This window comes from Acinetobacter baumannii (genome assembly GCF_009759685.1).
Taxonomy (GTDB): domain Bacteria; phylum Pseudomonadota; class Gammaproteobacteria; order Pseudomonadales; family Moraxellaceae; genus Acinetobacter; species Acinetobacter baumannii.
In genome coordinates this window covers 3,113,971-3,138,671 of sequence record NZ_CP046654.1, presented here as the reverse complement: position 1 = coordinate 3,138,671, position 24,701 = coordinate 3,113,971, and the positions used below count along the sequence as shown (strand labels likewise).

The window sequence follows — 24,701 nt, the reverse complement described above, 5'->3', positions numbered from 1 at the left end:
AGAACCCTGCTCTAGCCATGACTTTGTCATGGCTTTCATGTAAAATCAGCCACAATTTTTAATTTACATATTTGTGAGTGGTTTTCATGGGTTTTAATTGCGGTATTGTTGGTCTGCCAAATGTAGGGAAATCTACCCTTTTCAATGCATTAACTAAAGCAGCGATTGCAGCGGAAAACTTCCCGTTCTGTACCATTGAGCCAAACACAGGTATTGTTCCTGTTCCAGATCCACGTTTAGATAAACTTGCTGCAATTGTTAACCCTCAGCGTGTTTTGCCGACCACTATGGAATTTGTGGACATTGCAGGTCTTGTTGCTGGTGCATCAAAAGGCGAAGGTTTGGGTAACCAGTTTCTTGCTAACATTCGTGAAACTGATGCAATTGCACACGTTGTACGTTGTTTCGAAGACGAAAACGTCATCCACGTAAATGGTAAAATTGATCCATTAGATGACATTGCAACTATCAATACTGAACTTGCACTTGCAGACCTTGAGACTGTTGCTAAAGCAATTTTACGTTTAACTAAAGTTGCTAAAGGCGGTGACAAAGAAGCTGTAGCAACTAAAGCAGTTTTAGAAAAAATCCAACCGTTACTTGACGAAGGTAAACCAGCTCGCGCGGCTGATTTGTCTGATGACGAACGCAAATTAATTCGTGGTTTTGGTTTAATGACTTTGAAACCAACCATGTACATTGCAAACGTTGCAGAAGACGGTTTTGAAAACAATCCACATTTAGAAGCTGTTAAAAAACTTGCTGCCGAAGAAAACGCAATTGTTGTGCCGCTTTGCAACCAAATCGAAGCTGAAATTTCATTATTAGAAGATGAAGATCGTGCTGAGTTCCTAGAAGCAATGGGCATGGAAGAACCAGGCTTAAACGTAGTTATTCGTGCAGGCTATAAACTTTTAGGTTTACAAACTTATTTCACTGCTGGTGTACAAGAAGTTCGTGCATGGACAGTAAAAGTTGGTGCGACGGCTCCTCAAGCAGCTGGTGTTATTCATACTGATTTCGAAAAAGGCTTTATCCGTGCTGAAGTTGTTGCATATGATGACTTCGTACAATACAACGGTGAAAACGGCGCTAAAGAAGCAGGTAAATGGCGTTTAGAAGGTAAAACTTACGTTGTTCAAGACGGCGATGTAATGCACTTCCGTTTTAACGTTTAAGTTAAAGCTTAAAAAAAGCCCCACTAGATTGGGGCTTTTTTTATATTTAATGGCTTAAATCCATCATCTCTCGTTTACTGCGCGCCTCGTGTAAAATTCGCTCATGCAAAGGCTTTCTAAAACCTAACATAAATATAAATTCAGCCAATACAAATAGTGGTCCAATTGCAAGTCCTATTACATCATCAACAAAAGCAGGCTTTTTCTTTTCAAAATAATGCCCCACAAACTGAAAGACCCACCCCACCACAAAGAAACCAATACTTGCAGCCAACCATTGTCCTAAAGGAAGTTCGGCAATTTGGCTCGCTAATGGATACACAGCCACCAATATCATGAGCATGATTAAGCCAAAAACTTTATCTAGAAATAAATAATAGATTGTACTGAATGCAATCAGTACCATAGCTAAAGTAACTTTAAAATTACCAATATCGATTCCTGCCCTCGCTGTTAAACATAAAATTGAAAACACGATGAGTGGAATGCCTATAAAATGCGTCAAAATATTTTGATGATTTAAATGATAAGCCGCATATTGGCTCAGTTTCTGCTCCAGATTTGACATGAGTTATTCCCTATTCACCTAACTATAGTCATACTGTACAAATAAGGAAAATTTAAAGTTGTCAGCTATTTGACAAAGTAATGAATTTTTTCATGGATGACCGAATATTGGACCTAATTTATATTAACCGATTAAAAGAAAACACATGGTTTAGTGTGCTTCCGGAAGCATTCCAAAAGTTTATTTTAGAACATGGCAAGCAAATTACTTTTGAGAAAAATAGCTACGTTTTCCATGCTCAAGATGAGTTTGATGGTATTTATACCGTCCTTGAAGGCTCAATTAGCTTGGGTTATGTCGATGTAAATGGTAATGAAGCACTTTCTGCAATTGCTGAGCCGATTATGTGGTTCGGTGAAATATCTTTAATTGATCATGAGCCACGGTCACACGACGCGATTGCTTTGAAAAAAAGTATAGTTCTGCATATTCCTGCAAAACCATTAAATGAGCTACTAAAAGAACATCCATATTATTGGTATTATTTTGCACGTTTAACTAGCCAAAAACTCAGGTACGTTTTCTTAGAACAGATTGCGATACAAACACGCAGTATTTCTCAAAGGCTTGCACAACGTCTTCTGTTCATTTTAGAAGGATACGGTAACCATATTCTTATTCAAGATCATCACATTCAGATTTCTCAAGAGCAATTAGCCAACATGTTGACTACATCTAGGCAGACGATCAACCATGAATTGAGCCTACTTGAAAAACAAAATATTATTAAAATTGCTTTTAGAAAAATTGAGATTTTAGATATTGAAAAACTAAAAGTAATTGCTCAAGTTCATTCATAATTGTACGAAACGCCGCTATATAATAAAAACTTAAAATTAAATTAAAAAATTAGATAACACTGCAAATCAAAACATTGTTCAAACTCTATTTCCACAAAATAAATGTTTTAAAGCAGAATTTTTCACCTTACACTCAAGCTGAGCAATAATACTCAACAAGGCGCTGATTAACATGAAAAAATTATCAACAATTCTTACAGCAGGCGTATTGGCTATGTTAAGTGTTTCGGCATTTGCATGTCCAAAAGGAACTCAACTACAAGGCGGTACTGGACCAAATCACAAAGGTGGAAAATGTGTAGCGGTAAATGGAAAAGCTACAGCTCAAAAAGCAAAGAAAGAGGCAACTAAAACTAAACAGGAAGTTAAAAAAGACTTAACCATGCAAAAGCATGATGCAATGACTAGTGCGACTCATGCACAACATGAATCACATCAAATGACTCACCAAATGAAGCAAGATGCTGTAAAAACTGCCAACACAGCTAAAGCTGCAACAAAACCGTAATTATCATTCACCCATTATCGTTTAAAGCAAAAAAGCGAGATTGATCATCTCGCTTTTTTATATGTATAGGCTTTATTTAGGAGATGTGTTTCCTAAATTCGGATTTTCAATCGCTTCCTTACACTGTTGTTTATCGCGCTCATAATCTGCCTGTTTTTGAGCAACCGAACTATTATTTTCAAGCGTTTCGCGCGCCCATACATCTAGACTCGTTAAAGCTTTACGGCAAAGCGCATATTTTCCTTCAGTGACCGAATCTGTCATTTTTACATTAATACGCCAGTCTGTACTGAGCTGACGTAGTGGTTTACGAACATTATCATTAATTTGACTGAGCTGTTTTTCATAAACTAAATGATCAACAGTATTGATTAATGTCCATGCCTTTTTTGCATAAACTGTCGCATCATTCGTTAATTTCGGCGCTGGTTTAATTTCTACTTTTTTATCTGAGCTCTGATTGCCATTATCACAACCTTGCAATATAAATACGCTCGCACTCAGGATGGCGATATAAACTAAACGAGTCTTTGATTTGAACATATCAAACTGCCGAATTAAACATTTCGGCACTATGCTATTAAATTCGGCTACAATACTCAATCTTTCAAGTTTTTATAATTGGTTTACTGCCAAGGTGTATTGTGTCAAATCAACAACAGATGGCTGCTCAAACAGCAACTTTTTGGCAAGGTGCCAAAGATAGTCAAGCCATCGTTCTCACCTACTTACCAGTTTCTTTTGCCTTTGGCGTTTCTGCATCTCAATTTGGTTTTAGCCCATGGGAAGCATTTTTTCTTTCTTGTTCCATGTATGCAGGTGCAAGCCAATTTTTAGTGGTCGCACTTTTAGCAAGTGGTTCTTCTATATGGTTAACCGCTTTAACAGTCATTGCACTTGATATACGACATGTACTTTATGGGCCTGCTCTTTATAATTTAATTCCCACTAAATTAAATTTAAAGAAGACAGCCGTTTGGGCTTGGGGTTTAACGGACGAAGTTTTTGCCAGTGGTATGATCCAACTTTCACAGCGCAGACAACAATGGTCCGAGTCTTGGATGTTGGGCTTAAGTCTATTTAGCTGGATGTCTTGGGCAAGTGGTTCATTATTAGGTGGTTTATTTGCAGATCAAGTCGCACACCTTCCAAAGTTTTTACAAGCAGCTTTAGACTTCTTATTACCTGCTTTATTTTTAAGTTTTTTATTAGCGGCATTTGAACGAAAGCATAGCCTTGTAGTTGCTGTATCGTTAGTGGTTTCAGCTTTGGCATGTTATTGGATTAACTTATCAGCAGCTATCTTTATTGGCATTCTTTCAGGCATTTTAGCAGGTCTATTTAAATATTATGTGCTGAAACAATTTGATGAGGTTGAAGCTTAATATGAACCTAGAAATTATTTTGGTCGGCATTATTGTGGGTATTGCTAATTTTGCTTCACGCTTCGGACCATTTTTCGTAATACAAAAACTACAGGGCAACCAACAAAGACGCGGCTCAATCTGGTTAAAAATCGCTTTGGGAAGTATTGGTATATCTGCGATTAGCGCCATGCTTGTGGTTGCAACCCTTCCACCTTTACTTGAAACCCCAAATAAGAGTTTAGCAATGCTTATCGGTTTTATGGTTCTAGCTGGTCTTTATTTTAAATTTAAGAAAATTGTTCCTGCCACCTTAACAGCCGCAATCGTTTATGGCCTTATCTATACTTATTTACCTTTATAAATAGATAAACTGATCAACCTTATATAATATATAAATGCTAGAAGTGATTAAGAATAATAACTTCTAGCATAAAAACTCATTTATGAAATTTATTAGAAGATAAATCCATCTAGCGATTAGAGATAAAAATGTCACAAGTTAAAATTTATGCAAATGAACAAACGATTATTCAGTATCGCGAACTGCTCTCTCATGCGATCCATCAAGCACTTATTGAAGAATTGAAGTATCCCATCGAGAAAAGATTTCAACGCTTCATTAGCCTTAAACCTGAGAATTTTATTTATCCATCTGATAGAAGCCAACATTACATTATCATCGAACTCTCAATGTTTGCAGGCCGCAGTCCAGCCACTAAAAAGCAACTTATTCAAACCTTATTTCGCAATATTGAAGAGCAATGCAAAATTGCACCTCAGGACATTGAAATTACCATTTTTGAAACACCTAAAGAAAATTGGGGCATCCGTGGTAAAAATGCAGATGAATTGCTTTTAAACTATCAGGTTAATATCTAAAAACTACATTTTTAATTGTCCGACAAAATTACTTTTTTTATGCATGATAAGGCTTAACTCCACCCTAAGTTCTGCTATGCTTAAAAAAATAATTTTGTCAGGATGATTCGCATGAGCGTGACACTCGGTACCCCACTTCAATCTTCTGCATTTAAAGTTTTATTGTTAGGTTCAGGAGAGCTTGGCAAAGAAGTTGTAATTTCCTTACAACGCCTTGGTGTAGAAGTACATGCAGCCGACCGTTATGATCATGCTCCAGCTATGCAAGTAGCACATTTTTCTTATGTGTTAAACATGGCAGATCCAGCCCAATTAAAACAACTCATTGAAAAAGTTAAACCAAATTTAATTGTTCCAGAAATTGAAGCGATTGCGACAGAAGTTTTACTGGAAATTGAAGCAAATAAAACTGCAACAGTCATCCCATCTGCTAAAGCTGTAAACCTGACCATGAACCGCGAAGGTATTCGCCGTCTTGCTGCTGAAGAACTTGGTTTACCAACATCTGCTTATCGTTTTGCTGATACGCTCGAAAGCTTCCGCGCTGCTTGTGATGATATTGGTTATCCAAACTTTGTAAAACCGGTCATGTCTTCTTCTGGTAAAGGACAGTCTCGTGTAAAAAGTTTCGATGAAGTCGATGCTGCATGGGAATATGCAATGCAAGGTGGCCGTGTTAACCAAGGCACTGTTATTATCGAGTCTCAAATTGATTTTGACTTTGAAATTACACTCCTTACCGTTCGCGCTAAAAACCCTGAAACAGGTGAAATTGAAACGCACTACTGTGACCCAATTGGTCACCGCCAAGATGCCGGTGATTATGTAGAAAGCTGGCAGCCACAACCAATGACTCCTGCAGCACTCGAGGAAGCCAAACGCATTGCAAATAAAGTGACTACAGCACTTGGTGGCTGTGGTATTTTTGGTGTAGAACTGTTTATTAAAGGCGACAAGGTTTGGTTTAGTGAGGTTTCACCTCGTCCACATGATACAGGCCTCGTCACTTTAGCATCTCAATTTCAAAGTGAATTTGAATTACATGCACGTGCAATTTTAGGCTTACCTGTAAATACAGCACGTCACAGTGTTGCCGCAAGTGCGGTAATTTATGCTGGAGTTGATGCTAACAATTTAAGTTATAGCAATCTAAATGTGGCTTTAGCTCATCCAGATACCGACTTACGTTTGTTTGGTAAACCGGAAGGTTTCAAACGTCGTCGTATGGGTGTGGCAACTGCTCGCGCTGAAAATACTGATCTTGCCCGTACTTTAGCGAAAGAAACCGCTGATCAAGTAAGCGTTCAAACTAACTCTTAATTTTTACTTATTGGTAGACCCATTTTCATGATCAATACATCGCCATTGCTGAACTATGTCTCAAGTCATCATGATATTAAAGCCATTAATCAGTGGCGAACGGATGTAGAAAAGCAATTGCAAGATTCATATGAAAATGGGCAATCTATTCGAGAAATCATTAAAGCTCGTTCAGATTTAGTAGATGAAGCGCTCGTCTTTTTATGGAAACATGCAGAACTTGACCAGTCAAAACTAGGTCTTTTTGCAGTAGGTGGTTACGGGCGCCGTGAAATGCTGCCCTATTCTGATGTAGATATCATGATTTTGTCTGAAGATGAAATCAGTGAAGAAAATGAAAAACGTATCTCTACATTTATTTCCTCTTTATGGGATGTAGGAAATTTCAAACCAGGTATTAGTGTTCGTACCATTCAAAGCTGTGTTGAACAAGCCGCTACCGATTTAACTGTTGCCACTACATTAATTGAAGCGCGTTTAATTACAGGTAATACACAACTTGCGAAATGGCCTCGCCGTATTGTTTCACAAACATGGACAGACAAAACATTTTATGACGCAAAAATGGCTGAACAAGCCAAGCGTTATCACCAACACAACAATACTGAAAGTAATTTAGAACCTGACATTAAAAATGCACCGGGCGGTATTCGTGACATTAATCAAATTGGTTGGATTGCCAAACGCCACTTCCGTGTGAACCGTATCTATGACTTAGTGCATTTAGGTTTCATTTCAGAGTTTGAATTGGCTGTTTTAGAAGAAGCTGAAAGCTTTCTTTGGGAAATTCGACATCATTTACACCGTTTAGCCAAACGTGATGAAAACCGTTTACTCTTTGACCACCAAAGAGAAATTGCTGCTAAATTTGGTTACGTTCGTCAAGAAGGCCAACCTGTAAATTACGGCGTTGAGCAATTCATGAAACGCTACTACCGTACGGCGCAGCAGGTTTCAACACTCAATGAAATGTTGCTGGCGTATTTTAGTGAGTCTGTCATTACTCCTCGACTCCCCAACTATGAACGCAAAATTGAAGTTGTGAACGATCACTTTAAGATTGTCGACAATAAACTTGCAGTACAGCATCATAAAATTTTTGCAGAGCATCCGAGCGCGATCTTAGAGTTGTTCTATATTTTAGCGAATCGACCAGATATTGAAGGTATTCGCGCTCGAACTTTGCGCTTACTCATTCTTGCTGCAAAACGAATTAACCAAAGTTATCGTGATAACCCAGAGCATCAAGCACTATTTATGTCGATTATTCGCTCACCATATCGACTATACGATACCTTGGTCGCGATGAAACGTTATGGTGTGTTAGGAAACTATATTCCTGCTTTTGGCCAAATTATGGGTCTTATGCAATATGACCTATTCCATATCTATACGGTTGATGCTCATACATTATTATTGCTGCGTAATTTAAATCGTTTTAGAGAACCTGAATTTGCCAAAGAATTCCCTGTGGTAAGTTCGGTTTTCCAACGTCTTGCTCGTCAAGATATTGTCTTTATTGCTGCTTTATTCCACGACATTGCAAAAGGCCGTGGTGGTGACCATAGTGAACTTGGCGCAGAAGACGCGATTGAGTTTGGACGTGCACATGGCTTTACTGAGCGTGAATGCAAATTAATTGCATGGCTTATTCAAAACCATTTGCTCATGTCACTTACAGCTCAGAAAAAAGATATTTCTGATCCAGATGTCGTGAAAGATTTTGCAGAAAAACTTGGCGACATGGAGCATCTTGATTATCTCTATACTTTAACAGTTGCAGATATTAACGCCACAAATCCAAAACTTTGGAACACATGGCGCGCATCGCTTATGCGTCAACTTTATACGCATGCCCGTGATGTAATCCGTACAGGTTTAGGTCGTCCTGTTGACTACCAAATGTTAATTGAAGACACCAAATTTGCAGCAAGTGAATTACTGGTAAATAACTTTGCATTGGCTGATGTCGAAAAAGTATGGCAAGAACTTGGTGATGAATACTTCATTAAAGAGTCGGCAGATGAAATTGCATGGCATACACAAGCAATTTTAAAACATGGTGATAATCCAGAGCCATTAGTCCTCTTGCGTGCTCACCGTAAAGCAGCTCAAGATGCGGTGCAAATCTTTATTTATACACGTGACCAACCTAACCTGTTTGCCACCACTGTTGCTGTTTTAGACCGAATGAACCTAGACGTTCAGGACGCAAAAATTATCACGGCCAGTACCGCATTTAGCTTAGACACTTATGTTGTACTCGATCGTTTCGGTACATTGCTTACCGACCCAGAACGTGAAGAAACCGTTAAAAATGCGTTAGTGAAGGCGCTTAGCCAACCAGACCAATACCCGGGACTCATGCAACGTCGTATTCCACGTCAATTACGTCACTTCGATATTGAAAATACAGTCGACGTAACATTAAATGAAGCCTTACAGCAAAATATGGTCGAAATTTCAACACTCGATCACCCTGGCCTACTTGCACGCGTGGGTGGTTTATTTATGATGCAAGGTTTAGACATCCATTCAGCCCGAATTGCAACTTTAGGTGAACGTGCCGAAGATATTTTCTTTGTCACCAAAAAAGATGGGAAACCGCTGAATAACGAAGAGGTCAAACTCTTCTCGGAAAAACTGAAAGCTGCATTAGATGAAGCATCTAATCAAATTTGTCAGCACTGAAACTCAACTACTTGGTAACTGTTTAATGAACTCTAGCTTGTCGTTATTACACCCGTATCCATTTGAAAAGTTAAACCAACTTTTTAAGGATATTACCCCAGCGAACCTTCCCTTGATTCCTCTATCAATTGGCGAACCTAAGCATCCAGCACCAGAGTTTGTTAAACAGGCTATTATTGATAACTTTAACCATTTATCAACTTATCCAAACAGCAAAGGCTTACCTGAGCTTCGCCAGAGTATTGCAGACTGGCTAACTAAACGCTTTAAACTTAACAGTATTAGCGCTGAAAACCACATTTTGCCAGTGTCTGGTACGCGTGAAGGAATTTTCTCTTTTGTTCAAGCATTAATTAACCGTGAAGATGCACCGTATGTGGTAATGCCGAACCCGTTTTATCAAATTTATGAAGGTGCTGCTTTACTCGCAGGTGCAAAGCCATACTTCATTAATTGCACAGAAGAAAATGGCTATTTAGGTGACTTTGATGCTGTGCCAGCAGAAGTTTGGGAAAAAACAGCCCTTCTTTTTGTATGTACACCGGGTAACCCAACAGGTACTGTGCTTTCTAAAGAACAATTTAAAAAGCTGATTGCCTTATCTGATCAATATAATTTCGTTATTGCGTCTGATGAATGCTATTCAGAACTTTGGTTTGACCAAGCTCCTACGGGTTTATTAGAAGTATGTGCGGAACTTGGCCGTGATGACTACAAAAACTGTATCGTTTTTCATTCACTTTCAAAACGCTCAAATTTACCAGGTATGCGTTCAGGTTTTGTAGCGGGCGATGCTGCTTTATTAAAGCCATATTTGCAATACCGTACCTATCACGGCGCAGCAATGCCAGTACAACATCAGCTTGCCTCAATTGCAGCATGGAATGATGAAAGCCATGTTGAAGAAAACCGTAAGCAATATCGTGCAAAATTTGACTTATTTCAATCTGAGCTAGGTCATTTGCTTCCATTACAAAAACCAGATGCTGGTTTTTACTATTGGTTAAAAGTGGATAATGATGAAACTTTTGCCAAAATGCTGATGGAAAAAGCACATATTAAAGTCTTACCGGGCCGTTATTTATCTCGTGATACCGAACAAGGTAACCCTGGAGCTAACCATGTACGTATGGCGTTAGTGGCAGATTTAGCTCAATGTGAAGAAGTAGTTAAGCGTTTAAAAGCGATTCTGTAAGCCTCTTCTTAGCAGTTGTACAGCCTTTTACTCAGGTTGTACAACTGGGCTATAACACTATTTATATGTAATCAAAAGCACAGCAAAAAGAATAAAAGCTACCGCAGAACAATAATATAAACCTGTTGCAGAGCGCTTAATTTTGACTAAGATTCGTTCATAGGCTAGCAGTTTAACCAATAAGATATTCCAGATTAACACCACACCGACCATCCATACACTCATAAGCAGTTTTTGAAATAAACTAAATTTATGTTGTATAAGCAGCATTAAGCTACTATAAAACATAATATTTTTTGGATTTAGAAGACTCGATTGCAAACCTAATACCAAGCTTTTAATTTTGTTGCGCTTATCTTCTGCTTGGTCACTTAAATTATTTACATCGGTTGAGAAATTTAGAACTGTAGATCGGGCTGCATTAAAACAAAGAAAACTCAAATAAGCCAAATACAAAGCGCCAAGCCATTTAAATATTAAAAGTAAGATACTACTTAGATTTCCAAGCAACATAAAACTAAACAGGCATCCAACCAGAATTAAAGCATTTCCCAAAGTGATTCCTAGAACAATACCATATGTATAACGGTGTCCTTTTTGTAGAAGACTAGTGAGAATAAGAAAGAAATCTGGACCCGGTGATAAGAGTGCTAAAAAATGAGTAAATGCAATAACTAAAAAAACTTCCATAACAGCTTCATCTGTAAAACAGTCTGGAAAATCTTAGAAATAGAGCTAAACAATTTCTTGTAAATTATTGCGCGGCTGCGAGCTGGAACTGCCGAGGAGTTACCCCTGTATGTGCTTTAAAAGCTTTATGGAAATGACTTTGATCACTAAAACCTAAATTTACAGCCAATTCGGCAAGTGGCACGCCTTGTTTGAGCTGCTCTCGAGCCTGATTAATTTTTAAATTAATTTGAAATGCATGTGGAGTTAAACCTACATTTGCTTTGAATAGACGTATGATTGCATATCTGCTTAAACCTACTCGTTGAGCAAGTTCTTCTAAAGAAATAAAACCCTCTGAGGATGAAATCACATCGATCAGGTTTAAAAAGTCTTTATATAAATATTGAGGCTTTTGTATTTCTTCTAAAATAAAATGAGGTAATAACAAATGAATCAGGCAATGGAGAAGAGACTGCTCTTTTTCAAAAATTAATTTTTGCGCATCAAATAATGTCTCATTCATTTCAGTAAAAGCTTCATATAAAGATTCGTCTTTTATAATGAGCGGCTTATGCTGAGGTATATGTAAATCAAGACCTTGCTCTTGAAATTCTGAATACAGTTGATTTAACCATGCTAGATCTAAATGAAGCATCTGGTAACTCCATGCCTGATTTGGCATAGGATTACATGAATGCTCAACATGTGCGGGCACAATGACTAATGTACCCGCCGAGATCTTTTGTGCAGTGCCAAAAGAACTTTGAAAAACACTATTCCCCTCATCTATAGCACCAATTGAAAATGTTGGATGGCTATGAGACTTATAACATGTTCTGCCAAAACATGACCTTCGGGTTTCCATATAAGGCATTCGCCGATCTTGCCAAAACTCGAAAGTTTGAGGAATAGCGTTCATTGAACCCATTAACTCGCTAATGCTTTTTCAATATCAGCTTCCAATGCTTCAGGCTTGGTTGTTGGTGCATAACGATTTAAAACCGAACCATCTTTACCAACTAAAAACTTGGTAAAGTTCCATTTAATAGTACTGCTTCCTAAAATTCCTTTTGCTTCACGGGTTAAATATCTAAAGATCACATGAGCTTCAGGACCTTTTACATCTACTTTGGCAAACATAGGGAATTTCACTCCATAGTTACGCTGGCAGAATGTACCTATCTCTTTATTGCTTCCGGGATCTTGCCCACCAAACTGATTGCAGGGAAAACCTAAAACTTCTAAACCTTGGTCTTTATATTTTTCATAAAGTTTTTCGAGGCCCGCAAACTGTGGAGTAAAACCACATTTACTTGCAGTATTTACAATTAATAAAACTTTACCTTTGTAATCAGCGAATTGTTTAATATCTCCCTCTAACAATTCAGCTTCAAACTGATAAATGTTACTCATGGATAGGTTTCCTCATCATTTTTTTCTTGTGTTTTCAGTTGTAATGATGCCGAGTTCACACAGTAGCGCAAACCTGTCGGCTGTGGTCCATCTTCAAAAACATGCCCAAGATGAGCTTCGCAATCATGACAAACAATTTCCGTTCTGACCATACCATGCGTTAAATCTTCATGTTCATCAATAACGCTTCCATTCAGAGGGCGAAAGAAACTTGGCCAACCACAACCACTATCATACTTTGCATCTGACGAAAACAATTCCGCGCCACAACAACGACAAACATAAGTGCCATGTTGCTTAGTATTCCAGTATTGCCCCGTAAATGCTGGTTCAGTGCCCTTTTGTCGCGTTATCCGATATTCTTCAGGTGATAACTCTCTTTGCCATTCTCGGTCTGTTTTATTAACTTTTCCCATGACCTGCACCTTTTATTCTGATGTAAACATAAATTGATAATCGTATTTTATATTTACGCCATTCATCAAAAAAACACTAGTCTCTGAACGTAAAATTTGTTGGATTTTAAACATCTAAGTAACAGAAAGCAAAAAGTAAGCAAAATACAAAAACAAAAGAAAGCATTTTTTTATTTTATTTCCTTTTAAGGAAGCAAAGATGGTGCTATTCTTGGGTGGCACGGTTGTATAGGACAAAACATGTCTCAGAAAAAAAGTGTGCTTTTCCAGCAACTATTACCAGTTATCAAACAATATCAGCAATCGGGCTTTACCCATGAAAAAATTGTTGAATTACTTAAAGATCAACATGATCTGAATTTGGTAACAGTCAAAACATTTAAAAGTTATTTATACCGATATGCAAAAGTGAATCCAGCTATGTCTAAAAATACTGCTACTCTCCAATCCATGCCAACTTCCCGAGAAATTAAAAAATCATCGAAGCTTGAGCATGTTTGTTATGACATTCGCGGACCAGTATTACGAGCCGCCAATGAAATGGAAGAGCAAGGACATAAAATCATTAAGCTGAATATCGGCAACCCTGCCCCATTTGGTTTTGAAGCACCACAAGAAATTATTAATGACGTTGCTTTAAACCTACCAAATGCAATTGGTTATGTAGATTCAAAAGGTATCTTTCCGGCACGTAAAGCAATCTGCCAGTACTACCAGCAAAAAGGCATCTTAAATATGCACGTTAATGACGTGTATATCGGTAATGGTGTATCTGAACTCATTGTCATGGCTATGCAAGGCCTACTCGATGATGGTGATGAAATGCTCATTCCGATGCCGGACTATCCGCTTTGGACAGCTGCCGTTAACCTGTCAGGCGGTACAGCCATTCACTATAAGTGTGATGAAGAAAACAGTTGGTATCCTGATATTGCCGATATTGAAAGTAAAATTACTTCAAACACACGTGGTATTGTCATTATCAATCCGAACAACCCAACTGGTTCGGTATATCCACGTCATGTGCTTGAGCAAATTGTGGCACTTGCAAAGAAACATGACCTGATTTTATTTGCTGACGAAATTTACGACAAAATCGTTTACGATGGCATTGAACATGTTGCTGTTGCTTCTTTAGCAGGCGACCAATTATGTATTTCTTTCAATGGGCTATCAAAAGCATATCGTATTGCTGGTTTCCGTTCAGGCTGGATGGCAATCACAGGCGATAAGAGCCGTGCAGCAGACTATATCGAAGGTCTGGATATGTTAGCTTCAATGCGTTTATGTGCAAACGTACAAGCTCAGTATGCAATTCAAACAGCGCTTGGTGGCTATCAGTCTATTAATGACTTGATCCGACCAGGGGGACGCTTATATGAACAGCGTAATATCGCATGGGAAATGTTAAATGAAATTCCTGGGGTAAGCTGTGTTAAACCAGAAGGTGCGATGTATTGCTTCCCGTGTCTTGACCCTAACATTTACCCAATCGAAGATGATGAAAAGTTAATGTTAGATTTACTTCGTGCTGAAAAAGTACTATTAGTTCAAGGAACAGGTTTTAACTGGCCAACACCAGACCATTTCCGTGTTGTTTTCTTACCGGCAGAAAACGAATTACGTGAAGCAATTGGCCGTTTAGGTCGTTTCTTGGCCAATCGCCGTTAAAAAATGCATAATAAAAAAGGTATCTTAAATTAGGTGCCTTTTTTTATTTTTACATCATTTAAATAATTATTTAATAACTAATATCACCTATTTTAATCAGATCAATAAACCAAATTAATATACTGAATAATATAAACTTTTAAAAATAATATATAAGAATTATTTTCTCAAAAAATCTCATCCATATTTTTTTACCAAACGTTTAAATTATTATATTTATCCCCTATTCCTCCTTTCGTTATTATGCAAAAAATGCATAAGTTGATATTTTTTTGCATTTCACACTGCTTCAAAATCGAGCAACAATCCCTTCCCATAACAACATCACCATATTCGATTCGGTTAATACTGATGCAAATTTAGGAAGATGAAATCAGTTACAGGACCGAACTGAACTACAAGGAAAGCTTTCAATCATCGTTATCCCATCTAAAAGATGATTGAACCCAAAGGATAGAGGTTCCTATGAAGCAAAAGAAATTGCTCAAGTATATTGTGGTTGCTATTTTACTAGGAGTATTGACGGGTTGGATCTGTCATCACTTCTTTAATGAAGGCGAGCAACTGAAGCAAATCGCTTCTTATTTCAACATCGTCACAGATATCTTTTTACGTCTCATCAAAATGATTATTGCCCCATTGGTATTTGCTACAATTGTGTGTGGCATTGTGTCAATGGGCAAATCAACTTCAATTGGTAGCATTACACTTAAGTCAATGACTTGGTTTATTACCGCTTCGTTTGTCTCACTTGCCATCGGTATGGGTTTAGCAAACTTTTTCCAACCTGGCGCGGCGCTAGACCTAGCATTACCAACAGCTCAACAACTTAGTAGTTCTTCTCTCCCAACAACTACTGGTTTTACCTTGCAATCATTCTTGAGTCACGTGTTCCCACGCAGCATTGCAGAAGCAATGGCGAACAATGATATTTTACAAGTCCTTGTTTTCTCTATTTTCTTTGGTTCAGCTCTTGCTTTTGTAAATCAGGGCAAAGAAAAAGACTCAGTTATCATTCGCTTAACTGATGAACTCAGTAAAATCATGTTTCGCATTACTGACTACGTAATGATGTTCGCACCTTTTGCAGTATTTGCTGCAATCGCTTCAGCAATTACAGTACAAGGCTTAGGCTTAATTGTTGATTATGGCATTTTAATCGCAGAATTCTACTTCGGTCTGCTATTACTTTGGGTCATTTTGTTCTCTGTTGGCGCAATCGTACTTAAAAAAGATATCTTCCGTTTAGGTAAATTGATTCGTGAACCTGTAACACTTGCTTTTGCTACAGCTTCAAGTGAATCAGCCTATCCTAAAGTTATGGATGCTTTAAATAAGTTCGGCGTGCCTAAAAAAGTAACTAGCTTCATTTTACCTTTGGGTTATTCATTTAACCTTGATGGTTCGATGATGTACACCACCTTTGCGGTACTCTTTATCGCCCAAGCTTACAATATTGATCTGAGCTTCACTCAACAAATCTTGATTTTGTTAACGCTTATGGTGACAAGTAAAGGTATTGCGGGTGTTTCAAGAGCTTCTATTGTGGTTATCTCGGCAACACTCACAATGTTCCATTTGCCTGAAGCCGGCATTCTATTATTACTTGGTATTGATCAGTTCCTTGATATGGGCCGTACTGCAACAAATGTAGTAGGTAACAGTATTGCGACCGCAGTTGTTGCCAAGCTTGAAGGCGATAAAGTGGCAGATACTGAAGAATTACCAGAGCCTGTATTAATTAAATCAACTCAAGAACAAACAATCGCTTAAGTTTCCTTTTTCTCCCACTCTCCCAACTTAAGAGCAATTTTATACGACCTTATAAAATTGCTCTTTTTTTCTTTCGAACTAAACAATAAAAAGTTATCAGTATTTCTATATTAAATAATAGGCCAAATTATGGATTTTAATTCCTATTAAATTTCTTAAAAGTAAACCTTAAAAACAGAATAAAAAACAATCATTCAAAAATTTATATACTTAGAAACATGCACTAACTGATTATTTTTTAATTCAATTTATGATTGATTCATTATATTAAACAATTAAGATTATTATTTAATTTGAACATGAAAAATTTTATTTTATATTCTTAATAAATATAGTTTTAAAAATCAATTCAATAAATCCACCAAATGTTAAATAAAGGCCCAACCCAACCTATTATTTTTTAATTTTATAAAGACTAAAAAATCATTTGCGTGAATTATATTAAAAAGTAAATAAATTCAGATAAATTAGAAAAACTTAATAGATTTTTTATTTTTTTCATGATATTTATTAGCGCTGAATAAAAGCAATGTTTAAATGATTGTTGTCGAAACAAAATGATATTCAAGGATGCTTTTATTCAAACAAGTTACGGATATGTTTTACATGGTATGTATTTTGCTTAGGAAAAGCAGGCGTATTCGGCAAACTTTATACTTCGTCACTTCATAAGGATATTTTCGATGTTGACTAAAACTGTTAAATCTTTCGGTTTAGCGATGGGCTTATTAGCCTGCTCTCTCCCACTTTACGCAAAAAACAATGTTGTTGTTGTCGCTACTGGCGGTACCATTGCTGGTGCTGGCGCAAGCTCAGCAAATAGTGCAACTTATACGGCGGCCAAAGTTCCAGTTGATGCTTTAATCAATGCAGTTCCTCAAATTCAAGATTTGGCGAATGTATCTGGTATCCAAGCATTACAAGTAGCTTCTGAAAGTATTACTGACAAGGAATTATTACAAATTGCTCGTCAAGTAAATGAACTTGTTAAAAAGCCAACTGTAAATGGCGTTGTGATTACACACGGTACAGATACTTTAGAAGAAACAGCATTTTTCTTAAATCTTGTTGTTCATACTGATAAACCAATCGTACTTGTTGGCTCAATGCGCCCATCAACTGCTCTTTCAGCAGATGGTCCACTTAACCTTTATAGTGCTGTTGCATTGGCCGCTTCTGATGATGCAAAAAATAAAGGTGTTATGGTTCTCATGAACGACTCTATTTTTGCTGCTCGTGATGTAACTAAAGGCATTAACATTCATACAAATGCTTTTGTAAGCCAATGGGGCGCTTTGGGTACACTTGTTGAAGGCAAACCATATTGGTTTAGACAATCTGTTAAACGTCATACCAATGCTTCAGAATTTAATATTGAAAATATTAAAGGTGATGCTCTTCCAACAGTACAAATCGTTTATGGTTCTGACTCTATGCTTCCTGACGCTTATGAAGCATATGCAAAAGCTGGCGCTAAAGCGATTATTCATGCAGGTACAGGTAATGGTTCTGTAGCGAAATATATCGTTCCAACATTACAAAATCTTCATGACAAAAACGGTATTCAAATTATCCGCTCATCACGCGTTCCACAAGGTTTTGTATTACGTGATGCAGAACAACCTGACTCTAAATATGGTTGGGTAGCAGCTCATGATTTGAATCCTCAAAAAGCACGTCTTCTTGCAGCGTTGGCACTTACAAAAACTAACGATGCGAAAGAAATTCAACGCATGTTCTGGCAGTACTAAAATTTCTAGCCAGCCCAAATCAATTTGGGCTGGTTCTTTTTATTCGCTTTAATTTTCTATTTAAAAATAAAAGAACAACTTTGATCAATCCTTCACTTTCGTGTTCTCAACCTTCTGTTTAAATACTAAAATCCATAACAGTTGCCAAAATATTAAGCATTTCGTTTGAACTTTGCGTGTTAAACTATGCTGCGGTCGCATTAAGGATTGGTTTATGCAGTTTGTTCATCTCGGTATTTACACAGAATTTTCGATTACAGAGTCGATTGTTCGCATACCCGACTTGGTCAAGACTGCGGTAAAGGATGAAATGCCTGCGCTGGCACTTACCGACTTATCTAACCTTCATGCTGCTGTAAAGTTTTATAATTCTTGCCTTAAGAAAGGCATTAAGCCAATTTTGGGTAGTACAATCCGTCTTAATGATGCCCAACATCGTGCAACTTTGCTTGCAATGAGTGATATTGGATGGAAAGGACTGACCGAAATTGTTTCGCGTGGCTTTATTGAAGGTCAACAACTCAGTATCCCTTGTGTACAAAAAGAATGGGTCCTAGAGCAGCATCAAGATATTATTGTTTTACTTGGCCAACATAGTGATGTTGGGCAAATGCTTTGCTCATCTAACCCGCAAAAAGCAGAACCTTTACTTGAAGAGTGGATCGAAAAGTTTGGTAATCGTGTTTATCTAGCCTTAACACGTACTGATCGTCCTGGCGAAGAAGACTTTATTCAAGAAGCAGCCAAACTTGCAGCCAAATATAATATTGGTGTTGTTGCACACAACGATGTGCACTTTATTGAAAAAGAAGATTTCGAAGCGCACGAAGCTCGTGTATGTATTGCAGATGGTTATGTTTTAGCAGATGATCGACGTCCGCGCTTATATAGCCCAGAGCAATATTTCAAAACTTCTGATGAAATGATTGAGCTGTTCTCAGATATTCCTAGTGCTATTGAAAACACCTATCAAATCGCTAAACGCTGTAATGTCACTTTAAAGCTCGGCACTTACTTTTTACCTGAGTACCCAATTCCTGATGGTTTTACCATCGATACCTATTTTGAGCACTTATCAAAAGAAGGTTTGGAAGAGCGCTTAAATTACCTTTACCCTGTCGAAAAGCGTGGTGAAGACTGGCCTGAAATTCGTAAACCATATGATGAACGAATAGATTATGAAGTCGGAATCATCCTGAAAATGGGATTCCCTGGTTACTTCCTGATTGTCATGGACTTCATTCAATGGGCGAAAAACAATGGTGTCCCTGTTGGACCGGGCCGTGGTTCAGGTGCAGGTTCATTAGTAGCTTATAGCTTAAAAATTACAGATCTTGATCCACTTCGTTATGACCTACTCTTCGAACGTTTCTTAAACCCGGAACGTGTATCGATGCCCGACTTTGACGTCGATTTCTGTATCGCAGGTCGTGACCGTGTGATCGATTATGTATCACGTACTTATGGCCGTGAAGCGGTGTCTCAGATTGCAACGTTCGGTACGATGGCTGCGAAAGGTGCGATTCGTGACGTTGCCCGCGTTTTAGGAAAGTCTTATGGTCTAGCTGACCGTATTTCAAAAATGGTTCCAACTAAGCCACTTGGTGTGGATTTGGCAACTGCGATTGAAATGGAACCTCAGCTTAAAGATATTGTTACCAACCCTTCCAACCCAGATAATGATGATGCCAGCGAAATTTGGGAAATGGCATTAAAGTTAGAAGGTATTACCAGAAATACAGGTAAACATGCCGGTGGTGTTGTTATTGCACCCGGTAAAATTACCGACTTCTCTGCTGTGCTTTGTGACGCAGACGGTACTAACCGCGTAGCACAGTATGATAAAGATGATGTAGAAGCTGCAGGTCTCGTAAAGTTCGACTTCTTGGGTCTACGTAACTTAACCGTTATTGAAGATGCTATTCAAAATATTAATAAAAACCGCGATAGCAATGACCCTTTAAACATTTCGCACGTCCCTCTTGACGACCCTAAAGCTTATTCTGTCTTTGCTGATGCAAATACAACCGCGGTATTCCAGTTTGAATCCGTCGGTATGAAACGAATGCTGAAAGAAGCACGTCCAAGTAAATTCGAAGAAATTATTGCGTTCGTATCTTTATATCGTCCGGGTCCGATGGATCTGATCCCAGACTTTATTCACCGTATGCATGGTGGAGAATTTGAGTATCTTCATCCATTGCTAGAAGGTGTATTAGAACCAACCTACGGGATTATGGTTTACCAAGAACAGGTAATGCAAACTGCACAGATTTGTGCAGGTTACACACTCGGTGGCGCTGACTTGCTCCGCCGTGCAATGGGTAAAAAGAAACCTGAAGAAATGGTGAAACAGCGCCAAATCTTCCTTGAGGGTGCTGGACAAAAAGGTATTGATGAAAGCACAGCTAACCATATCTTCGACTATATGGAAAAGTTCGCAGGCTATGGTTTTAACAAATCGCACGCCGCAGCCTATGCACTTGTTGCATACCATACAGCATGGTTAAAAGCCCACTATCCTGCCGAATTTATGGCAGCAGTAATGTCATCGGAAATGCAGAACACTGACAGTGTCGTATTTTTGATTGATGACTGCCGAAATAACGGGCTCGAGGTCTTACCGCCATCGGTCAATATGTCGACTTATCATTTCCATGCGAGCGATGATAAAACCATTGTTTATGGTTTAGGGGCAATTAAAGGTGTTGGTGAACAGGCAATGCAGTCTGTTATTGACTCACGTCGCCAACAAGGGCCTTATACTGACCTATTTGATTTCTGCCATCGTATTGATTTGAAAAAAATCAATAAACGAACCTTAGAAGCACTTATCCGTGCTGGTGCGCTTGATTGTTTAGGTATTGAACGTTCAAGTCTAATGGCTCAATTGCCAGAAGCTGTCCAAGCTGCCGAACAGGCACGTAGTAACCGTGAAAGCGGTATTATGGACTTATTTGGTGAAGTTGAAGAAGTTCAACGTAAACCAGCTAAACCTGTTAAGCCATGGAGTGATGAAGTTCGTCTCAAAGGCGAAAAAGATACACTTGGACTATATTTAACAGGTCACCCAATTGATGTTTATCGTCAAGAACTCAAAGCGTTTATTCCTGCAAAACTTAATGAAATTACTGCAACTCGTCGCGGTGTAACGACTGTTTATGCAGGACTTGTCCTTGATGTAGCGAATTTCCCAAACCGTGTTGTTATTGTGCTTGACGACGGAACAGCACGTATTGAAGTCAGCTGTAACCACGAACGTTTCCAACGCTTTAAAGATATTATTCAAGTTGAGCGCGTAGTCGTCTTTGAAGGCGAGATCTATGAGCGTGAAGGTTTTGATCGTCCAATGGGACGCTTGAACAAAGCGTTTAGCTTAAATGAAATCAGACAAAAACGCGCCAATAGCATTCAAATCAAGTTAACCCATGATCTATTGCAACCAAGTTTGGCAAAAGATCTACAAAATATATTATTGCCTTATTGTAATGTCGATATGCATCAGCATATTGCAATACAGTTACAGATTGACCAACCATATGCTCAGGCTGAGCTTCAGCTTGGCCCACAATGGAAAGTCGCTCCTTTAGATGAACTTCTTGCAAAATTAAGAGATTACTTTGGTAAGGATAATATTCATATTGAATATCAGGTAAAATCTAAGGCAGCTAAAGCAGCAGAACCTGTTCGTCCACAACCTGTTGCCTCACCTCCTGTGGACATGACTATTGATGATGCATTGGATTCATACCAAAGCGAAGTTTCTCAATATTCGTAATTTCTGGAAATCTTATGAGTTTGTTTGACGACACCGCCGTGTCAAAACAATTAGCACAAGTGCGTATTGTCATGGTCAATACCACTTTACCGGCTAATATTGGCAGTGCTTTACGCGCAATGAAAACGATGGGCTTGAGTAAGTTGGTTCTGGTTTCACCAAAAATGTATCCACATCCAGATATTCAGGCGCTTGCTGCTGGTGCACAAGATTTATTAGAACAGGTTGAAATTGTTGAAACACTCGAAGAAGCAATTAAAGATTGCCATTTAGTTTTCGGGACAAGTGCTCGAAGCCGTACTATTCCATGGCCTTTGTTAGATGTTCGCCCTGCTTCCAAAGAAGCAATCAAGGCGGCTGCTCAAGGACAACAAATTGCGATCGTTTTTGGACGTGAAGACCGCGGTTTAACCAATGAAGAATTGGCTTTGGCAAATTATCACCTTACTATTCCTGTAAACTCGGACTATGGTGTACTTAACGTTGCTCAAGCGATTCAAGTAGTTTGTTATGAACTTCGTATGTCGGTATTAGAGCAAAAAGAAGTTGCTTCTGATGCTGGGCAAATGCCGCTTACTCAAGGTCAAAGCATGCAATGGGATGAGCCGTTAGTGACTCAGCAGCAAATGGAAGAGTTCTACCCTCATTTGGAAAAAATGCTCACCGAAATTGAATTTTTAGATCCAGAAAATCCACGTTTACTACCTTTACGCTTGCGTCGTTTATTTGGTCGTATACAATTAGATCGTATGGAATATCATTTACTTCGCGGTATTTTTAGTCGAGTCCAAGCCCTCACAAGCGGCAAATGGAAAAAAGCATCATCGGACAAGGAGGATCAATCCAATGCTTAAACAGCTTAAAGAAGATATACAGGCTGTATTCGCGCGAGATCCTGCTGCACGAAATACACTCGAAGTACTTACCACTTACCCAGGTATACACGCTTTACTTTTGCATAGACTTGCACATGAATTGTGGAAAAAAGATTGCAAAGGTACCGCCCGTTTTGTTTCGTCATTTAGTCGTTTTGCAACGGGTATAGAAATTCACCCTGGAGCTAAAATCGGCAAACGCTTCTTTATCGATCATGGCATGGGCGTTGTAATTGGTGAAACTGCTGAAATTGGTGATGATGTAACGCTATACCACGGTGTTACCTTAGGTGGTACGACTTGGAATAAAGGTAAGCGTCACCCAACTTTAGAAGATGGCGTGGTTGTTGGTGCTGGTGCGAAAATCTTAGGTCCATTTACGGTAGGTAAAGGCGCCAAAGTTGGTTCAAATGCGGTAGTCACAAAAGCAGTTCCTGCTGGTGTAACAGCTGTTGGTAACCCTGCACGTTATATCTATAAAGATGCCGACAAAACTAAAGATAAAGATGAAGAACGTCGCCGTGATTATGCACAAAGTATTGGTTTTGCTCCGTATGCGACTACTGCTGATCAATCTGACCCAATTTTAGAAGGAATGCGTGTTTTACTTGACCGTATTCAGCACAATGAAACGCGTATGAATAATTTGTGCCAGCGTTTGTCCGAACTTGACCCAACTTTCAAAAAAGAAAGTCAAGATGAACAGCCTTTTAGTGATGAAGAGCTAAAAATTCTTGAAGAAGTTCGTCGTGAATGCGGTGCGCAAAACAAGACATCAAAAACGTAATATTCTTGATTCATAATGTAACACGCTTACCCTTGCATGTCGGTTTAGGTTTTCCTAGACTTGTTGTACCTTATTTAACTTTATAAAATGAACGGAAGATCCTATGAATTTTAAGCCTTTGGCATATATCCTTCTTGCGACCTCAAGTTTAACAGCGTGTACCATGGCACCTGTAAAAGAACAAAAAATTGAGCCGTTTGTTTTTAAGGAACCAGAGCTTACACCTCCATTTTATGCATTAAACCCATTTAATTATGATGCTCCACCTGCATTTGAAGTTGCTTTAAAAGAAGCTGCTGCACAGCCTGTAACCAAAATGGTTGTAACTCGTCAGGACGATCCAACCAAAACACTTACATTAGATACGAATAAATTGATCGTACCTACAGTCAACAACTCACAACGTTCAATGAAGTACGCAGTTTTAGCGGGCGATAATGAAATTGATGTAACTGAAATTGATGACTTCTTACAACTTGTTGAAGGTAAAGCGCGTCACTATCCACCTCGTTTTACTGACCGTCAAGAACGTAAAGGCTTTGAAAGCAAACTTAAGGAAGTGACTCAGCGCTTAGATACTTTAGCTGCTAATCCAGATGCTTCATTTGATATTCTTATTCGTGCTTTTAAAGCAAGTGTACTTGCCCGTAACCTTGATTTAGGTACTGCTCATACCACTAAGTCTTTAGAATATGCACAAAGACTTTTAAAAATTAATCCAGATGATGCTGAGGCGAATTTCTGGTTTGGTTTTGGTTTGTCTGAAGGTGGCGGTCAACGTGAGGCTATTCCGTATTTAGATAAAGCTATTAAAGGTAATGTTCAGGAAGCATATTTAGCCGCTGCAAATAACTATATTGCAATGGAACAAAAGAAAAATGCGATTCAGACTCTAAAAAATTACAAGGTTAAATACCCTGATGAAGCTGAAGTAGCAGACCGTTTAATTCAAGAAATTGAAAAACAAGGTCGCTGGAATGTATGGCAAGTTTTAACAAACCCTGCTATGTCTTCTGCTACCCCAAGCGCAGCTACAAAAAAGTAAGCACTTAAACTTTA

22 protein-coding genes are annotated in these 24,701 nt (G+C 38.4%); 16 read left to right on the top strand and 6 right to left on the bottom strand.

Going from position 1 to position 24,701, the window contains the following annotated elements:
- Positions 1-86 precede the first annotated feature (86 nt).
- Complete coding sequence (gene ychF, locus GO593_RS15015) at positions 87-1,178, top strand: redox-regulated ATPase YchF (protein ID WP_000506572.1); 1,092 nt, start codon at positions 87-89, stop codon at positions 1,176-1,178.
- A 46-nt stretch (positions 1,179-1,224) separates the two neighbouring features.
- Here ychF and GO593_RS15010 read toward each other — a convergent pair whose 3' ends face one another.
- Entirely contained in the window at positions 1,225-1,746 is a 522-nt protein-coding gene (locus tag GO593_RS15010; RefSeq protein ID WP_000067184.1) for an Mpo1 family 2-hydroxy fatty acid dioxygenase, read from the bottom strand.
- 92 nt (positions 1,747-1,838) lie between these two features.
- Here GO593_RS15010 and GO593_RS15005 point away from each other — a divergent pair, with 92 nt between their 5' ends.
- Together GO593_RS15005 and GO593_RS15000 are read left to right on the top strand one after the other, a co-directional pair.
- On the top strand, positions 1,839-2,546 hold the full coding sequence (locus GO593_RS15005; protein WP_000342695.1) for a Crp/Fnr family transcriptional regulator: 708 nt from the start codon (positions 1,839-1,841) through the stop codon (positions 2,544-2,546).
- Positions 2,547-2,718: 172 nt separating this feature from the next.
- A complete protein-coding gene (locus GO593_RS15000; RefSeq protein WP_000736703.1) occupies positions 2,719-3,054 on the top strand; it encodes a hypothetical protein in 336 nt (111 codons plus the stop codon).
- Positions 3,055-3,126: 72 nt separating this feature from the next.
- On the opposite strand, the gene GO593_RS14995 is transcribed toward GO593_RS15000, so the two are convergent.
- Positions 3,127-3,597 carry a hypothetical protein gene (locus GO593_RS14995; protein WP_000477056.1) on the bottom strand — a complete coding sequence of 157 codons (471 nt, stop codon included), beginning with the start codon at positions 3,595-3,597 and terminating at the stop codon, positions 3,127-3,129.
- Positions 3,598-3,716: 119 nt separating this feature from the next.
- Here GO593_RS14995 and GO593_RS14990 point away from each other — a divergent pair, with 119 nt between their 5' ends.
- From GO593_RS14990 to dapC, 6 genes are all read left to right on the top strand, one after another.
- On the top strand, positions 3,717-4,439 hold the full coding sequence (locus GO593_RS14990; RefSeq protein ID WP_085940569.1) for an AzlC family ABC transporter permease: 723 nt from the start codon (positions 3,717-3,719) through the stop codon (positions 4,437-4,439).
- Between the two features lies 1 nt (position 4,440).
- Entirely contained in the window at positions 4,441-4,782 is a 342-nt protein-coding gene (gene ygaH, locus GO593_RS14985) for an L-valine transporter subunit YgaH (protein ID WP_001047284.1), read from the top strand.
- 128 nt (positions 4,783-4,910) lie between these two features.
- The gene (locus GO593_RS14980) at positions 4,911-5,300 is read left to right on the top strand and encodes a tautomerase family protein (protein ID WP_000084505.1); all 390 of its coding nucleotides are present in this window, start codon (positions 4,911-4,913) and stop codon (positions 5,298-5,300) included.
- Between the two features lie 102 nt (positions 5,301-5,402).
- Positions 5,403-6,620, top strand: a complete 1,218-nt coding sequence (gene purT / locus GO593_RS14975) for a formate-dependent phosphoribosylglycinamide formyltransferase (RefSeq protein ID WP_085940543.1) — start codon at positions 5,403-5,405, stop codon at positions 6,618-6,620.
- Between the two features lie 27 nt (positions 6,621-6,647).
- Positions 6,648-9,311 carry a [protein-PII] uridylyltransferase gene (gene glnD, locus GO593_RS14970; protein WP_000611178.1) on the top strand — a complete coding sequence of 888 codons (2,664 nt, stop codon included), beginning with the start codon at positions 6,648-6,650 and terminating at the stop codon, positions 9,309-9,311.
- Positions 9,312-9,336: 25 nt separating this feature from the next.
- Positions 9,337-10,506, top strand: a complete 1,170-nt coding sequence (gene dapC / locus GO593_RS14965; protein WP_001983957.1) for a succinyldiaminopimelate transaminase — start codon at positions 9,337-9,339, stop codon at positions 10,504-10,506.
- A gap of 57 nt (positions 10,507-10,563) precedes the next feature.
- Here the strand turns inward: dapC and GO593_RS14960 are convergent, their stop codons facing one another.
- The 4 genes from GO593_RS14960 to msrB form a co-directional block, all read right to left on the bottom strand.
- Complete coding sequence (locus GO593_RS14960) at positions 10,564-11,196, bottom strand: LysE family translocator (protein WP_000451657.1); 633 nt, start codon at positions 11,194-11,196, stop codon at positions 10,564-10,566.
- 64 nt (positions 11,197-11,260) lie between these two features.
- Positions 11,261-12,106, bottom strand: coding sequence for an AraC family transcriptional regulator (locus tag GO593_RS14955; protein WP_000535301.1), 846 nt, complete (start codon positions 12,104-12,106; stop codon positions 11,261-11,263).
- A complete protein-coding gene (locus GO593_RS14950) occupies positions 12,106-12,591 on the bottom strand; it encodes a glutathione peroxidase (RefSeq protein WP_000066032.1) in 486 nt (161 codons plus the stop codon). The genes GO593_RS14955 and GO593_RS14950 overlap by 1 nt, the downstream gene beginning before the upstream one ends.
- Positions 12,588-13,007 carry a peptide-methionine (R)-S-oxide reductase MsrB gene (gene msrB, locus GO593_RS14945; protein ID WP_000521160.1) on the bottom strand — a complete coding sequence of 140 codons (420 nt, stop codon included), beginning with the start codon at positions 13,005-13,007 and terminating at the stop codon, positions 12,588-12,590. The genes GO593_RS14950 and msrB overlap by 4 nt, the downstream gene beginning before the upstream one ends.
- Positions 13,008-13,247: 240 nt before the next feature.
- Here msrB and GO593_RS14940 point away from each other — a divergent pair, with 240 nt between their 5' ends.
- From GO593_RS14940 to GO593_RS14910, 7 genes are all read left to right on the top strand, one after another.
- Positions 13,248-14,678, top strand: a complete 1,431-nt coding sequence (locus tag GO593_RS14940; RefSeq protein ID WP_000078702.1) for a pyridoxal phosphate-dependent aminotransferase — start codon at positions 13,248-13,250, stop codon at positions 14,676-14,678.
- A gap of 465 nt (positions 14,679-15,143) precedes the next feature.
- The gene (locus GO593_RS14935) at positions 15,144-16,451 is read left to right on the top strand and encodes a dicarboxylate/amino acid:cation symporter (protein ID WP_000810596.1); all 1,308 of its coding nucleotides are present in this window, start codon (positions 15,144-15,146) and stop codon (positions 16,449-16,451) included.
- A 683-nt stretch (positions 16,452-17,134) separates the two neighbouring features.
- Complete coding sequence (locus GO593_RS14930) at positions 17,135-18,202, top strand: type II asparaginase (RefSeq protein WP_000956445.1); 1,068 nt, start codon at positions 17,135-17,137, stop codon at positions 18,200-18,202.
- A gap of 214 nt (positions 18,203-18,416) precedes the next feature.
- Positions 18,417-21,980, top strand: a complete 3,564-nt coding sequence (dnaE, locus tag GO593_RS14925; protein ID WP_001160984.1) for a DNA polymerase III subunit alpha — start codon at positions 18,417-18,419, stop codon at positions 21,978-21,980.
- Positions 21,981-21,994: 14 nt separating this feature from the next.
- Positions 21,995-22,834, top strand: coding sequence for an RNA methyltransferase (locus tag GO593_RS14920; RefSeq protein WP_000051394.1), 840 nt, complete (start codon positions 21,995-21,997; stop codon positions 22,832-22,834).
- Entirely contained in the window at positions 22,827-23,642 is an 816-nt protein-coding gene (gene cysE / locus GO593_RS14915; RefSeq protein ID WP_000917698.1) for a serine O-acetyltransferase, read from the top strand. Before GO593_RS14920 ends, cysE begins: the two co-directional genes overlap by 8 nt.
- Before the next feature lie 103 nt (positions 23,643-23,745).
- Positions 23,746-24,687 (top strand): ABUW_2363 family tetratricopeptide repeat lipoprotein, encoded by a 942-nt coding sequence (locus tag GO593_RS14910; protein WP_001009738.1) that lies wholly within the window; start codon positions 23,746-23,748, stop codon positions 24,685-24,687.
- Positions 24,688-24,701 lie beyond the last annotated feature (14 nt).